The 13,576-nt window shown below is 53.0% G+C and carries 12 protein-coding genes, 1 pseudogene and 1 other annotated feature; of the genes and pseudogenes, 3 read left to right on the top strand and 10 right to left on the bottom strand.

Annotated elements, in window-relative coordinates; all coding sequences use genetic code 11:
* Positions 1-126 precede the first annotated feature (126 nt).
* Positions 127-1,095 (top strand): acetyl esterase, encoded by a 969-nt coding sequence (gene aes / locus D9741_RS06600; protein ID WP_130215495.1) that lies wholly within the window; start codon positions 127-129, stop codon positions 1,093-1,095.
* Here the strand turns inward: aes and hemH are convergent.
* The 8 genes from hemH to D9741_RS06560 all read right to left on the bottom strand — a co-directional run bounded on the left by hemH (position 1,070) and on the right by D9741_RS06560 (position 9,129).
* On the bottom strand, positions 1,070-2,032 hold the full coding sequence (gene hemH / locus D9741_RS06595; protein WP_130215493.1) for a ferrochelatase: 963 nt from the start codon (positions 2,030-2,032) through the stop codon (positions 1,070-1,072). The genes aes and hemH overlap by 26 nt on opposite strands.
* Before the next feature lie 131 nt (positions 2,033-2,163).
* A complete protein-coding gene (adk, locus tag D9741_RS06590) occupies positions 2,164-2,808 on the bottom strand; it encodes an adenylate kinase (RefSeq protein ID WP_001313630.1) in 645 nt (214 codons plus the stop codon).
* Positions 2,809-3,026: 218 nt separating this feature from the next.
* Positions 3,027-4,901: a molecular chaperone HtpG gene (gene htpG, locus D9741_RS06585; RefSeq protein ID WP_000678201.1), complete on the bottom strand. Its 1,875-nt coding sequence runs from the start codon at positions 4,899-4,901 to the stop codon at positions 3,027-3,029.
* A gap of 109 nt (positions 4,902-5,010) precedes the next feature.
* Positions 5,011-5,616, bottom strand: coding sequence for a recombination mediator RecR (gene recR, locus D9741_RS06580; RefSeq protein ID WP_130206305.1), 606 nt, complete (start codon positions 5,614-5,616; stop codon positions 5,011-5,013).
* Positions 5,616-5,945: a YbaB/EbfC family nucleoid-associated protein gene (locus D9741_RS06575; RefSeq protein ID WP_001515903.1), complete on the bottom strand. Its 330-nt coding sequence runs from the start codon at positions 5,943-5,945 to the stop codon at positions 5,616-5,618. Before D9741_RS06575 ends, recR begins: the two co-directional genes overlap by 1 nt.
* 52 nt (positions 5,946-5,997) lie before the next feature.
* Positions 5,998-7,929 carry a DNA polymerase III subunit gamma/tau gene (dnaX, locus tag D9741_RS06570; protein ID WP_130215491.1) on the bottom strand — a complete coding sequence of 644 codons (1,932 nt, stop codon included), beginning with the start codon at positions 7,927-7,929 and terminating at the stop codon, positions 5,998-6,000.
* Positions 6,601-6,665, bottom strand: a sequence feature (DnaX frameshifting element). It overlaps the preceding gene by 65 nt.
* Before the next feature lie 118 nt (positions 7,930-8,047).
* Entirely contained in the window at positions 8,048-8,599 is a 552-nt protein-coding gene (gene apt / locus D9741_RS06565) for an adenine phosphoribosyltransferase (protein WP_130215489.1), read from the bottom strand.
* 161 nt (positions 8,600-8,760) lie between these two features.
* On the bottom strand, positions 8,761-9,129 hold the full coding sequence (locus D9741_RS06560; RefSeq protein ID WP_130215613.1) for a DUF454 family protein: 369 nt from the start codon (positions 9,127-9,129) through the stop codon (positions 8,761-8,763).
* Between the two features lie 69 nt (positions 9,130-9,198).
* Here D9741_RS06560 and priC point away from each other — a divergent pair, with 69 nt between their 5' ends.
* Both priC and rsmS read left to right on the top strand, forming a co-directional pair.
* Positions 9,199-9,726, top strand: a complete 528-nt coding sequence (priC, locus tag D9741_RS06555; RefSeq protein WP_130215487.1) for a primosomal replication protein N'' — start codon at positions 9,199-9,201, stop codon at positions 9,724-9,726.
* Between the two features lie 13 nt (positions 9,727-9,739).
* Entirely contained in the window at positions 9,740-9,907 is a 168-nt protein-coding gene (gene rsmS / locus D9741_RS06550) for a pleiotropic regulatory protein RsmS (RefSeq protein ID WP_130206299.1), read from the top strand.
* 45 nt (positions 9,908-9,952) lie between these two features.
* Here the strand turns inward: rsmS and D9741_RS23765 are convergent.
* Both D9741_RS23765 and mscK read right to left on the bottom strand, forming a co-directional pair.
* A pseudogene (locus D9741_RS23765) lies at positions 9,953-10,051 on the bottom strand (hypothetical protein); the annotation flags it as partial.
* Between the two features lie 60 nt (positions 10,052-10,111).
* On the bottom strand, positions 10,112-13,474 hold the full coding sequence (gene mscK / locus D9741_RS06545; RefSeq protein WP_130215485.1) for a mechanosensitive channel MscK: 3,363 nt from the start codon (positions 13,472-13,474) through the stop codon (positions 10,112-10,114).
* Positions 13,475-13,576: the final 102 nt, after the last annotated feature.

Genomic DNA, 13,576 nt, shown 5'->3' with positions numbered 1-13,576 from the left:
AGCGGCGAATGTTAACACAATCTCCCGGGAACGCGCGAGATGCAGCCAGTTTCAATATCAGCAGACGAGATCGCATTATCATGGCAGAGCTTCCTTACAATGGCGCAATTTGAAAGGAGTTTTTCTATGAAGATGGAAAACAAATTACCCGCACTGGAACTGATTTCTGCCGAAATGAGGGCCGTTGTTAATACACTTCAGCCTGATTTACCGCCCTGGCCCGCAGAAGGAACACTTGCCGAGCAGCGTCAGCATTACACGCTCGAGCGGCGATTCTGGAATGCTGGCGCTCCAGAAATGGAAACCAGGGATTACGCAGTTCCGACAAAATATGGACAGGTGGAGGCCCGCTTATTTTGTCCAAATTCAGATAGCCCAGCGACGCTATTTTATCTTCACGGCGGTGGTTTTATTCTCGGCAACCTAGATACCCACGATCGCATCATGCGACTTCTGGCAATCTACACTCAGTGTACGGTGATTGGCATTGATTACACCCTTTCGCCAGAAGCGCGTTTTCCGCAAGCGATAGAAGAAATCGTGGCCGCCTGTTGTCACTTCCACCAGCAGGCGGGCGATTATCAAATCAATATGTCACGTATTGGCTTTGCCGGTGATTCCGCTGGCGCAATGCTGGCGCTAGCCAGCGCCTTGTGGCTGCGGGATAAACAGATCGATTGCGGTAAGGTTGTGGGCGTTTTGCTGTGGTATGGACTTTATGGGTTACGGGATTCCGTGACTCGTCGCCTGCTGGGCGGTGCCTGGGATGGCTTAACGCAACAGGATTTGCAGATGTATGAAGAGGCATATTTAGGCAGCGAAGCGGATCGCGAGTCGCCGTATTACTGCCTGTTTAATAATGATCTCACTCGAAATGTGCCGCCCTGTTATATCGCCGGAGCGGAGTTCGATCCGCTGCTGGATGACAGTCGCCTGCTTTACCAGACGTTAGCGGCACACCAGCAACCTTGTGAGTTCAAACTCTACTCCGGTACGCTGCACGCCTTTTTGCATTATTCACGGATGATGAAAACCGCCGACGATGCTCTACGCGACGGTGCTCGATTCTTTAGCGATAGGCTGCAACAAGATTAGCCATCATTTCGATATGTTCCGGTGTAGCATTAAGCGCCGGAATATATTCGTATTTTTTCCCGCCAGCGCCGAGGAAGACTTCACGGTTTTGCTCGGCAATCTCTTCCAGCGTCTCCAGACAATCCGCAGCAAAGCCCGGGCACATCACCTGAATATGACCTACGCCTTTTTCTCCAAGCATTTTCAACGTTTCGTCGGTATAAGGCATCAGCCAGGGTTCCCGGCCAAAGCGCGACTGAAAGGTCATCATCACTTTTTCTGGTGCCATTCCCAGTGCGGAAGCCAGTTCACGCGTCGTTGTGCGACAACGCTGCGGGTAATCATCGCCTTCATCCGCGTAACGCTGGGGAATGCCATGATAAGAGAGCAGCAGCAGATCCGGCTCGCCATGTTTTTCGAAAGAGGCCCGCACGCTATTTGCCAGCGCATTAATGTAATCGTGGTTATCGGCGTAATCACGAATAAACGAAATCCCCGGAATGCTACGCTTGCGCGCGAGAATGCGTGCAAGTTCATCCCACACAGCGCCAACCGTTGAACAGGAGTATTGCGGATAAAGCGGCAGCACCACAATATGATCAACATGTTCTGCCAGTAGTTCATCGACGGCGCTTTCCAGTGATGGCGAGCCGTAGCTCATGCCCAGCGCCACTGGCATATCCGGTAAACGTTGTGCCAGCGCCTGCTGTTGCTGGCGGCTGTAAACCATCAGCGGCGAGCCACCTTCCATCCAGACCGAGGCGTACAGCTTCGCCACGCGCGGCGAGCGCAGCGGCAAAATCACACCACGCAGCAACGGCCACCACAACAGCCGTGAGGTATCGACCACGCGTCTATCGCTTAAAAATTGTTTCAGATAGCGTTTTACCGCTTCAGGAGTGGGGGCATCGGGCGTCCCCAGGTTTGCCAGCAAGATACCGGTTTTAGTCTGACGCATTACCGCCTCTTATCGATTCAACTTGTTGATAATTGTAGCGGAAAAGTGAGGAAGAAGAACTAATTGCTGTGAAAGGCCTGGCCTGAGGAGGATGAGCAGACCTGCCCGAAAACAGATCTGCTGCGGCTTGATTAGCCGAGGATTTTTTCCAGAGCCGCGCGAACTTCAGCAACCGGTTTGGTGCCGTCAACTTTCGCGTATTTGGTGTTACCCGCTTCTGCTTCTTTGGAGTAGTAGCCGATCAGCGGTGCAGTCATCTGATGGTATTCAACCAGACGTTTACGTACGGTTTCTTCCTGATCGTCTTTACGAGTAGTCAGCTCTTCACCGGTCACGTCGTCTTTGCCTTCTACTTTCGGCGGATTGAATTTAACGTGATATACACGACCAGACGGCGCGTGAACGCGGCGACCGACGATACGATCAACAATCAGCTCGTCCGGTACGTCGAATTCCAGAACGTAATCAACATTGATGCCCGCTTCTTTCATCGCGTCTGCCTGCGGAATGGTACGCGGGAAGCCGTCCAACAGGAAACCATTACGGCAATCTTCCTGAGCAATGCGCTCTTTAACCAGCGCGATCACCAGTTCATCGGTGACCAGTTTGCCAGCGTCCATAATGTCTTTAGCTTGTTTACCCAGCTCGGAGCCAGATTTGACTGCGGCACGCAGCATATCGCCAGTGGAGATTTGCGGAATACCATATTTCTCCATGATGAACTGAGCCTGAGTCCCTTTCCCCGCGCCCGGAGCGCCAAGCAGAATGATACGCATTGCGAAAATCCCCTTAAATTGTGTCGAATTTTTTGAAAAAGCGATAAACGATACCACCAACAGGCGATTGCCTCAAGAAAGGCACCTGAGGCTGAAACGGTTAATGGCGAGATAATTTGCGGAAAGTGCAGAGGATGAAAAGAAAAATGCCGGATGACACGAAGGTCATCCGGCACCACATTCAGCTGTATGCCGGATAAAATTCATCCGGCATTACATCAGGAAACCAGTAACTGGTTCATACGACGAATAAACAGGTTCGGATCTTCCAGCGTACCGCGTTCTGCCAGCAGCGCCTGATCCAGCAGCAGTTCTACCCACTCGCTGAACTTGGCTTCATCTTCAGTATCTGCCGCACGTTTCACCAGTACGTGATCCGGGTTCAGTTCGAAGATGTATTTCACTTCTGGCACTTTCTGGCCCGCTGCGGCGAACAGTTTCGCCATCTGGGTGCTCATTTCGTCCGCGTCGGTAGAAACGATCGCTGGCGTATCGGTCAGACGATGAGTCAGACGGACATCTTTCACGCGCTCGCCGAGCAGGGCTTTTACGCGGTCGATGAACGGAGTCAGTGCTTTTTCCGCTTCTTTCGCACTCTCATCAACTTCGTCAGCCAGTTTTTCCAGCGACTCATCAACTTTAGACACGGACTGGAACGGTTTACCGTCGAACTCGGTCAGATAGTTCATCATCCACTCATCGATGCGGTCGGAAAGCAGCAGAACTTCGATGCCTTTCTTACGCAGCAGTTCCAGGTGCGGGCTGCTCTTCGCTGCCGCATAGCTGTCTGCGGTGATGTAGTAGATTTTCTCCTGCCCTTCTTTCATGCGGGAAACGTAGTCTTCCAGAGACACGGTCTGCGCAGAAGAATCGGTATGGGTAGACGCAAAACGCAGCAGTTTGGCGATCGCTTCCTGGTTAGCGAAATCTTCCGCCGGACCTTCTTTCAGTACCAGGCCAAACTGTTGCCAGAAGGTCTGGTATTTTTCCGCGTCGTCTTTCGCCAGTTTTTCCAGCATTTGCAGCACACGCTTGGTCAGCGCATTGCGCAGATTGCGGGTTACGGTGCTGTCCTGGAGGATTTCACGGGAAACGTTCAGCGGCAGATCGCTGGAGTCAATCAAACCACGCACGAAGCGCAGATAGTTCGGCATGAACTGTTCTGCGTCGTCCATGATGAACACACGCTGGACGTACAGTTTCAGGCCGTGTTTATGATCGCGGTTCCACATATCCCACGGCGCCTGCGACGGGATGTACAGCAGGCTGGTGTACTCCTGCTTACCTTCAACGCGGTTGTGGCTCCAGGTCAGCGGATCGTTAAAGTCATGGGCGATATGTTTGTAGAACTCTTTGTACTCTTCATCGGTGATCTCCGACTTGTTACGCGTCCACAGCGCCTGCGCTTTGTTGATTTTCTCCCAGGAGATAACGGTTTCGCCATCTTTCTCTTCGCGTTTTTCGATCTCTACCGGCAGCGCGATATGGTCGGAGTATTTGCTGATGATGGAGCGCACGCGCCAATCATCGAGGAACTCGTCTTCGCCTTCACGCAGATGCAGGGTGATTTCAGTGCCACGATCTTCTTTGGTGATGTCGGCAACGGTGTATTCACCTTCACCAGCCGATTCCCAGAACACGCCGTTTTCTGGTTTTTCGCCCGCCGCACGAGTACGCACGGTCACTTTATCGGCCACGATAAACGCGGAGTAGAAACCAACACCAAACTGACCGATCAGCTGGCTGTCTTTCGCCTGGTCAGAACCCAGGGATTCGAGGAATGATTTGGTGCCGGATTTAGCGATAGTCCCCAGATGGTCAATCACTTCGTCGCGGGTCATCCCCACGCCGTTATCGGAAATGGTCAGCGTGCGCTTGTCTTTATCGAAAGAAACACGAACGCGCAGTTCGCCGTCACCTTCGTACAGATCCGGGTTAGAGAGCGCGCGGAAACGCAGCTTGTCCGCCGCATCGGAGGCGTTAGAGATAAGCTCACGCAGGAAGATTTCTTTATTGGAATAGAGAGAATGGATCATCAGGTGCAGAAGCTGCTTCACTTCTGACTGAAAACCACGAGTTTCTTGTCCTTTCATGTAGGTCTACCTCAATAATGCCATTTTAAGGTTAAAAACAGGATGAGGGGTAAATGGGGACAAGGAAGGATAATTTCAAGCGAGAGCAGGTGATCCTGCTCTCGTTTGCTTAAAAACGAATCTTATGACGCCCGGCAAGGGAATGCGACAACGTGGTGCCGTCGACCATTTCCAGCTCGCCGCCAACCGGTACGCCATGAGCGATTCGGCTGGCTTCCACGTCATATTGCGCGCAAAGCTCGGCAATATAGTTGGCGGTGGCTTCACCTTCGACCGTCGGGTTGGTGGCGAGGATCACTTCGGTGATTTTTTCTGCCGCCAGACGCTGTTCCAGTCGATCAAGTCCGATATCATCCGGGCCAATACCGTCCAGCGGTGACAGATGCCCCATCAACACAAAATAACGACCGGAAAACTGCCCCGTCTGCTCAATGGCGTAGATGTCCGCCGGACTCTCTACCACGCAGATTTGACCGTTTTCCTGACGACGCGGATTCGAACAGATATTACAGACTTCCTGTTCAGTGAAGGTGCGGCAATCGGCGCAGTGGCCGATTTCCGACATCGCCCGGGTGAGCGCCTGCGCCAGACGCATCCCGCCGCTACGATCGCGCTGAAGCAGCGTGAACGCCATACGCTGCGCCGACTTCGGGCCAACGCCCGGCAGACAGCGCAGTGCTTCCATAAGCTGTGTTAACAGCGGGCTGGTTTGCATCAGAACGGCATCTTAAAGCCTGGCGGCAGCTGCATTCCGGAGGAAACAGAGGCCATTTTTTCTTTCTGGGTTTCTTCGATGCGGCGCGCTGCGTCGTTGAATGCCGCAGCGACCAAATCTTCCAGCATCTCTTTGTCGTCTTCCAGCAGGCTAGGGTCGATCTCTACGCGACGGCAGTTGTGAGCGCCATTGATGGTCACTTTCACCAGACCAGCACCGGATTCGCCAGTCACTTCCAGCTTCGCGATTTCTTCCTGCATCTGCTGCATTTTTTCTTGCATCTGCTGGGCTTGCTTCATCAGGTTGCCCAGACCGCCTTTACCAAACATAGGTTTCTCTCTCAATCACGTTAAGGATGACGATCGTAAGCAGTGCTTACGATCAAATGGGGCGGATACTTTCTTCATCCAGCTCTGCATCAAAGAATCGACGCAGGGTCTGAATATTATTATCCGCAATAATGGACTCGCGCGCCTGCGCAAGTTTTTCTTCGTATATCGCCTGACGCCACTCCAGCGGCGTGCGCACCGCGGGATTATCATCTTCAACGATAGTCAGTTCAACCGTTGAACCTTTTAACGTGCTCAACGCTTCAGCCAGTTTTTGCTGTGCGCCGCGGTTATTCAAATGCCGCTGAGAGGAGCGTAAATGCAGGCATACAGCGTTGTCGCTCTCCTCTTTCCAGGCATTTAACGCCACCTGCTCGACCAGTTTGGGTAGCGATAGTTGGCTCACCTGTGCCGCCCACGGGTCGCGCTCAATGGCTTCTGCCGCCAGCTTCGCCGCCAGTTCCGGCGTTTTTTCATGTTCCAGCGCTTTTTTAAGCGCCTTCGGCGTGGCGACTACTTCTTTTTGCTGCATCACTGGGGTGGTCGCCTTCCAGCGATACGCTTCTTTTTTGGCTGGCGCTTTTTCCAGCGCCGATGGCACCGGACGCGACTGAACGCGATCGGTGACCGAAGCCAGTCTTTCCAGCGCAGCGTTATTCACCGGCCGCGCGCGGGTAGCGGCTGCCGGTTCACTCTTTTTTGCTTTGGTTGCTCCCTGAGCGCGCTGCAGTTGCTGACGCGCCGCCAGCACCTGGCTGGTGGTTTCTGAGAGCGGTACAGTCGGTGCCTGCTGCGGCGCTGGTTGCGGTTGCGGCGGCACCTGGGTTGGCGTCATTACCGCCGTTGGCGCGACGGGCGCAAAGGACTGGCGTGGCACTTCTGGCTCAGGCAGCGGCATACGCGGATGGAACGCCAGCGCGCGCAGCAGCGTCATCTCAACGCCCATGCGGCGGTCCGGCGCATACGGTAATTCTTTGCGACCAATCAACAGCGTCTGATAGTAAAGCTGAATATCCGTCGGCGGTATGGTGCGCGCCAGTTCACGCATCCGCAGCTCGATGGCGGCCATGTCGTTGCCAAGTGCAGCAGGCGAAAGTTGTACCATCGCAATACGATGCAACAGACCGAGCATTTCCACCAGCAACGCTTCCCACTCGATACCACGGGCAGCGGCTTCATTAATCAGCGCCATTACGCGCTCGCCGTTGGCCTCGACCATCGCTTCAACCAGCGACAGCGCCTGATCGTCGTCAAGCGTACCCAGCATCGCACTGACCGCCTGGGTTGAAACCTGGCCGTCACCGCTGGCAATTGCCTGGTCGGTCAGACTTAAGGCGTCTCGCAGGCTGCCTTCAGCGGCGCGCGCCAGCAGCTGCAACGCACGTGGCTCGTGGGCGATATGTTCTTCGTTGAGGATGTGCTCAAGCTGATGGCGAATTTGCTCGACATCCAGCGCCTTGAGATGGAATTGCAGACAGCGTGACAAAATCGTCACCGGCAATTTCTGCGGATCGGTCGTCGCCAGCAGGAACTTGACGTGCTCTGGCGGCTCTTCAAGGGTTTTTAACAGTGCGTTAAAGCTGTGACGCGACAGCATATGCACTTCGTCGATCAGATAGACTTTAAAACGACCACGCGCCGGAGCGTACTGAACGTTATCCAGCAGGTCGCGGGTATCTTCAACTTTAGTGCGCGAGGCGGCGTCGATTTCAATCAAATCGACAAAGCGCCCCTGCTCGATTTCACGGCAGTTATCGCATACGCCGCACGGCGTCGCGGTAATGCCGGTTTCGCAGTTTAGCCCCTTCGCCAGCAGTCGGGCGATAGAGGTTTTTCCGACGCCACGGGTGCCGGAAAAAAGATAAGCATGATGAATACGCCCTAACGACAAGCCGTTCGCCAGTGCGGTCAGCACATGTTCCTGGCCGACGACGTCAGCAAAGGTTTGTGGGCGCCATTTTCGGGCTAAGACCTGATAACTCATTGGCAGGCTCTGAAACGCTGGAAGGTGGATTCACGAAGGGGTAATGCTAACACAGCCCCGTCAGAACGGCGAGGCTGAATGTACAACTTGTGCTGCCCATGACGTGGGCTGGCGAAAATTAATGGCCCGGGAACGGGACAAGGCTATAACAGGTAATGCCCTGCTTTTCGAGGCGCTGTTCGCCGCCAAGATCGAACAGATTAATGATGAATGCAGCGTCAGTAACTTCACCACCTAAACGGCGGATCAGTTTAACCGTCGCTTCAATGGTGCCGCCTGTTGCCAGCAAATCATCAACCACCAGCACTTTGTCGCCAGGTTTAATGGCATCAACGTGGATTTCCAGCTTATCGGTGCCGTATTCCAGTTCGTAAGAATCGTTGATAGTTTCGCGCGGCAGTTTGCCTGGTTTACGTACCGGCACAAAACCAACGCCCAGACCCAGTGCTACCGGAGCGCCGAACAAGAAGCCACGAGCTTCAGTGCCGACAACTTTGGTAATGCCCGCATTTTTGTAACGCTCAACCAGTAAATCGATGCTGAGAGCGTAAGCTTTCGGGTCTTCCAGTAAGCTGGTGACATCGCGGAAAAGAATGCCGGGTTTCGGGTAGTCCTGAATGCTTTTGATGCTATTTTTGAGATACTCAAGCTGCTGTGCAGTCGCGGTCATAAGTGTATGCCTGCTTGTTACGGTGGTACTCACGGCGCGTTTTAAACGAGTCAAAAGTAACAGTTGTTTAACCTTTGACCGCCTGCGCCTGTGCTCGAAAACGCCAGAATGTACTGGCTGTGGGCGATAATTGCAACAGCGATTGTTGTGCTTTGCCGTTTTTATTGCTTTTCATCAATCACTGGGATTCGCCACATAAAAATCAGCAAACAGCCGAGGATCACCAATAACAGAATCCGCACCCACGTCATATGTACGAACCAAAGTGAAATCGCAAAAGTCAGTAAAATAATGCATATCGCCCGAGGCTTTGCGCCGCGTGGCATTGCATGATATTTCTGCCAGAAGCGTAAATAGCTGCCAAACCATGAACGGTACAGCAACCAGGCATGGAAGCGCGGCGATGAACGGGCAAAGCACCAGGCGGCCAGCAGGATAAATGGCGTCGTCGGCAATACCGGTAATACCACGCCCAGCGTACCCAACACTACCGCCAGCCAGCCAATGATGATTAAAATGATTCGTTGCATATTATGTGTAGTCAGCATACAGAGTGGCTACTTTAGCATAACAATTATCATTTTCATTGAGGTCTTATCGTGAAAACTGCCCTGCTGCTGGAAAAACTGGAAGGTCAGCTCGCCACGCTGCGCCAGCGTTGTGCCCCGGTGGCGCAGTTCGCCACGTTAAGCGCCCGTTTCGACAGGCACCTTTTTCAGACCCGTGCGACAACGTTACAGGCGTGCCTGGAAGAAGCAGGAGATAATTTGTCCGCGCTTCGCCATGCGGTTGAGCAACAGCAACTGCCGCAAGTCGCCTGGCTGGCAGAACATCTGGCGGCACAACTGGAGGCTATAGCGCGTGAAGCCGCAGCCTGGTCGCTACGCGAGTGGGATAGCGCACCACCAAAAATTGCCCGCTGGCAGCGTAAACGTATTCAGCATCAGGAGTTTGAACGACGGCTACGTGAAATGGTTGCCGAACGTAAAGCCCGTCTGGTGCGGGCGACCGATCTCGTGGAACAGCAAACGCTACATCGTGAAGTGGAAGCCTATGAAGCGCGCCTGGCGCGTTGCCGTCATGCGTTGGAAAAAATCGAAAACAGGTTAGCGCGTTTAACCCGCTAACAATGGAGAAAGTATGTCACTGGAAAATGCCCCTGACGATGTCAAACTGGCCGTCGATTTAATTGTGCTGCTGGAAGAAAATCAAATCCCTGCCAGTACCGTGCTGCGCGCGCTGGATATTGTAAAGCGTGATTATGAAAAGAAATTAACGCGCGATGATGAGGCGCAAAGTGATAAATAAATGGGGCCGCTAAATGTCCCCTAAGATTGCGGGCAAACGCAAAACTGCCTGATGCGCTACGCTTATCAGACCTACACCGCTCCTGCAATATATTGAATTTTCGCGGTTTCGTAGGCCGGATAAGGCGGTCACGCCGCATCCGGCATGAACAACGCGCACTTTGTCAGCAATCTCGGGGGCAACTAAATGCCGCCCCTTTCGTTATTATCCTACCGCAGGCGTCGGATCGTCACCTTTGTAGTCACGTTTCACTTCCGTCACTTCATCGCCCTTCTCGTTATGCAAATGCACTTCAAGCTGGTTAAAGGCAATGTTGATGTCGTTTTCACGGCATAACTGATCGATAGTACGGTTCAGTTCATCGACGGTGCGGCTACGGTCGCGCAGTTCACGAACATACAAGCGCAGTTCGTGATCCAGCGTGCTGGCGCCAAATGCAGTAAAGAAGACTTCTGGCATTGGCTCGTGCATCACCCTTGGATGCTCAGTCGCTGCCTGGAGCAGAACTCTGCGGACTTTTTCCAGATCGGAACCATAGGCCACGCCCAGACGGATCACCAGACGCGTGGTGGTATCAGTCAACGACCAGTTGATTAGACGCTCGGTAACAAACGCTTTGTTCGGGATGATCACTTCTTTGCGATCGAAATCGGTAATCGTTGTCGCACGAATACGGATCTTACTGACCGTCCCAGAGTAGGTACCAATGGTTACCGTATCGCCAATGCGCACCGGACGTTCGAACAGGATGATCAAACCGGAGACGAAGTTACCGAAGATCTCCTGTAAGCCAAAACCAAGACCTACGGATAATGCTGCTGCCAGCCACTGGAGTTTATCCCACGAGACGCCCAGCGATCCGAACACCGTCATCGCACCAACGGCAATGATGATGTAGTTAAGGATAGTAGTGATGGCATACGATGCCCCCTGGCGCATGTTCAGGCGCGACAGCACCAGCACTTCCAGCAAACCAGGCAGGTTGCGAATCAACGCCCAGGCCACCATTGAGGCGATAATCGCAAACAACAGACTGCCCATGGTGACGTTTTTCACCACCGCTGCGCCAGCTTCATTGCCGTTGTAATGCCAGAGCGTGATGCTGTCGAGATAGCTGAACACGGTGATCAAATCGGACCAAATTGCCCAGAACATGACACCGAACAGCGCAAACATCAGCAACATGGTAATACGCAGCGTCTGCTGGTTAACCTGCTCCAGCGCGATGGTGGGTTCTTCCGGCGGTTCGGCACCTTCAGCGCCCTCTTTCACCAGATTCTGCCGACGCGCCAGCGCACGACGCCAGGCGATACGTCGCGCCGCTACGCTTAAGCCGCGCAACACCGTCTGGTAGAGCAAGTTCCAGATGATCACCAGATAAACGGTTTCAATCCAACGCCCGGAGAGGCGCAGCGTGGTGTAGAAGTAGCCTGTAGCGGTCAGCACCATCAGTGCAATCGGGATAATCGACAGCACGGTAATGGTGACCAGTCGCATGGTGTGCGACTCTTTATCACGCCAGCTTTCGCGGCACATCGGCCATACCAGGAAGGCAATCAGCTGCAAGTTGAAGAAAATCATCGCCTGCCCCAGCACATCATCCATCAGATGCAGCGGGGAGAGTTCTGCCACCACAGACCAGAAATGGATCGGCAGCAACGCGAGGCTGATGCGGACAATTTGCCGACGCCAGTGGCTGGTCTGCTGTTCCGGCATACCAAAGTGACGCACGGCAACACCGTTTTTCTCCAGCACTTTCCAGCACAGGCCAAACACCAGCCAGAAAATCGCCAGCTTTTTGCTGAACGACCACAATAATTCGCTGATATTGAGCTGCATAGTCAGCAGAATCAGGCCGACAGCGAGAATAATCAGGCACACCGGCAGTGCGCGGATCAGGTCAATAAGAATCGCTTTTGGCGTATTGAGCTGGCTATCGTTACGCAGGGAACCTACCGCCGAAGCCAGTTTTTGTTGATATGCTTTCAGCCAGCCTAAACGCCAGTGAATCAGCCCGGCAATCAACAGCAGCGGCAAACCGGCAAGAAAAGCGATAAATACGGCGGGCCAGGCTTTTTCCCAGTTCACCGTAATTTTCATCGATTTAAACTCATCTTTCAGGGTTTGCGGGAACGCTTTGATCCAGTCCCAGTCCATTGGACGGTTACTGTTCACCCAAAAAATTTGCTGAGTCAGGATGGATTTCAGGTTTTTCGATACGCTCATTAACTGCTGCTGGTTGATTTGCAGGTTAATGGCCATCATCAGCTGGTTACCCAACTGTTTGTTAAGCTGATCCAGCAATTCGCGACGCATATCAACCACTTGCAATAACGCATCGTGAACTTCGCTGTTGACTTCGTTGGCGTGACCTTCTTCCAGCTTGCTGACGAACGCATCGCTCTGGAACAGCGCGTCACGTTGCTGGTTGACTTCAAACTGTTCGAGACGCAAGTCCGCGATGCGGTTGGTCATATTTTCCAGTTCATCCGCCGAGGGCAGCGTTTGTTGTTGCTGATAAAGAATGCGTGAAAGCAGCAGACTGCCTTTCAGGACAGAAATCTGCTCTTTGATGTTACGTTCCGATTGCAGCGCCCGCTCCAGCCAGTTTTTGACTTTGATGTTTTGCTGCATCAGGACATTACCGTTTTCGGTAGCGGTAATCAGACGCTGGCTTAATTGCTGGTTTATTTCCAGCTCCTGCTTCACCAGCGGATTAGCCTGAATACGCGCAGCTTCATCCGGGGTAACGGCTTCCTGCGCCGTTTTTTCGGTTAATGTCAGGCGCTTGCTGTTCACCGCCTCCTGCAGCAGTTGTAGCTGATGTTCAAGTCGCGTACTGTTCGCCGTCACGTAATCACGCTGCTTTTGCAGGGTGTCCTGTAAGACAGTGTTCCCTTCCAGGCTTTTACGCTGTTGGTCAATCTCGGCATTCAGCAAAGCCTGCTGTGCCTGCATTAACACTTTCTGGCTGGGACGTAAGGCGGCTTCGCCGACCTCGGTTCCATCCAGGCGGCTGCGAATTTGTTGCAATTGCTGCGAGGCGGTATACATCGCATTTTGCACGCGTTCAGGCTGCGTCTGTAACGAAACTAACTGGCTGTTATAAGAAGCCAGATCATTTTGTGCATTCTGCAAATCGTCCAGCGCCTGGGAGACGCGTAACTCCAACTGGCGCAACGATAGCGTACTCAGAATTTTGCGGGTTTCTTCGTCGTTATCCACATCGTTGAGCGCAGTTAACGCAGCGGTCGCCTGGCGCATTTTCTCTGGCGCTTCGGCAACTTTTTGCCGTAATTGCACCGTTTCGTCTTTTACGCGATCGATTTTCTCGAGGGTGGCTAATGTGTCAGTAATATCTTGCTGCACCAGCTTGTCCTGGGCAGAAAGATCTTTTTGTTTATTAAGTGAGTCAAGTTGTGCCTGCAGGTCTGCTTTCGTCGGTAGATCACCATTCGATGACGCCCGCGCAAACGCCGTGTTCTGGCATAACAAGACAAGAACAAAAGCAATAAATGCTGAAAAAACAAAATGCCGTGATCGTTTGTAATACTGGAACATAGTCATGATGAATGAAGGTTTCTGAACCTGAAGAACGACCTGAACTAGTCGGGTGGCTAGAATATCACGGTGTAGAGAGCCAGAATAGCAACAGCGAAAATGTCCAGG

The organism is Escherichia sp. E14V7, from assembly GCF_004212225.1.
Classification (GTDB): Bacteria; Pseudomonadota; Gammaproteobacteria; order Enterobacterales; family Enterobacteriaceae; genus Escherichia.
The sequence above is the reverse complement of the archived record's forward strand: the minus strand, read 5'-3'. Positions and strand labels throughout refer to the sequence as shown.

Bases quoted from the DNA above. Each gene is read 5' to 3' on its own strand.
- adk (WP_001313630.1), bottom strand. From the start codon at position 2,808: ATGCGTATCATTCTGCTTGGCGCTCCGGGCGCGGGGAAAGGGACTCAG.
- dnaX (WP_130215491.1), bottom strand. From the start codon at position 7,929: ATGAGTTATCAGGTCTTAGCCCGAAAATGGCGCCCACAAACCTTTGCT.
- mscK (WP_130215485.1), bottom strand. From the start codon at position 13,474: ATGACTATGTTCCAGTATTACAAACGATCACGGCATTTTGTTTTTTCA.
- D9741_RS06575 (WP_001515903.1), bottom strand. From the start codon at position 5,945: ATGTTTGGTAAAGGCGGTCTGGGCAACCTGATGAAGCAAGCCCAGCAG.
- aes (WP_130215495.1), top strand. From the start codon at position 127: ATGAAGATGGAAAACAAATTACCCGCACTGGAACTGATTTCTGCCGAA.
- htpG (WP_000678201.1), bottom strand. From the start codon at position 4,901: ATGAAAGGACAAGAAACTCGTGGTTTTCAGTCAGAAGTGAAGCAGCTT.
- apt (WP_130215489.1), bottom strand. From the start codon at position 8,599: ATGACCGCGACTGCACAGCAGCTTGAGTATCTCAAAAATAGCATCAAA.
- hemH (WP_130215493.1), bottom strand. From the start codon at position 2,032: ATGCGTCAGACTAAAACCGGTATCTTGCTGGCAAACCTGGGGACGCCC.
- recR (WP_130206305.1), bottom strand. From the start codon at position 5,616: ATGCAAACCAGCCCGCTGTTAACACAGCTTATGGAAGCACTGCGCTGT.
- rsmS (WP_130206299.1), top strand. From the start codon at position 9,740: ATGTCACTGGAAAATGCCCCTGACGATGTCAAACTGGCCGTCGATTTA.
- D9741_RS06560 (WP_130215613.1), bottom strand. From the start codon at position 9,129: ATGCAACGAATCATTTTAATCATCATTGGCTGGCTGGCGGTAGTGTTG.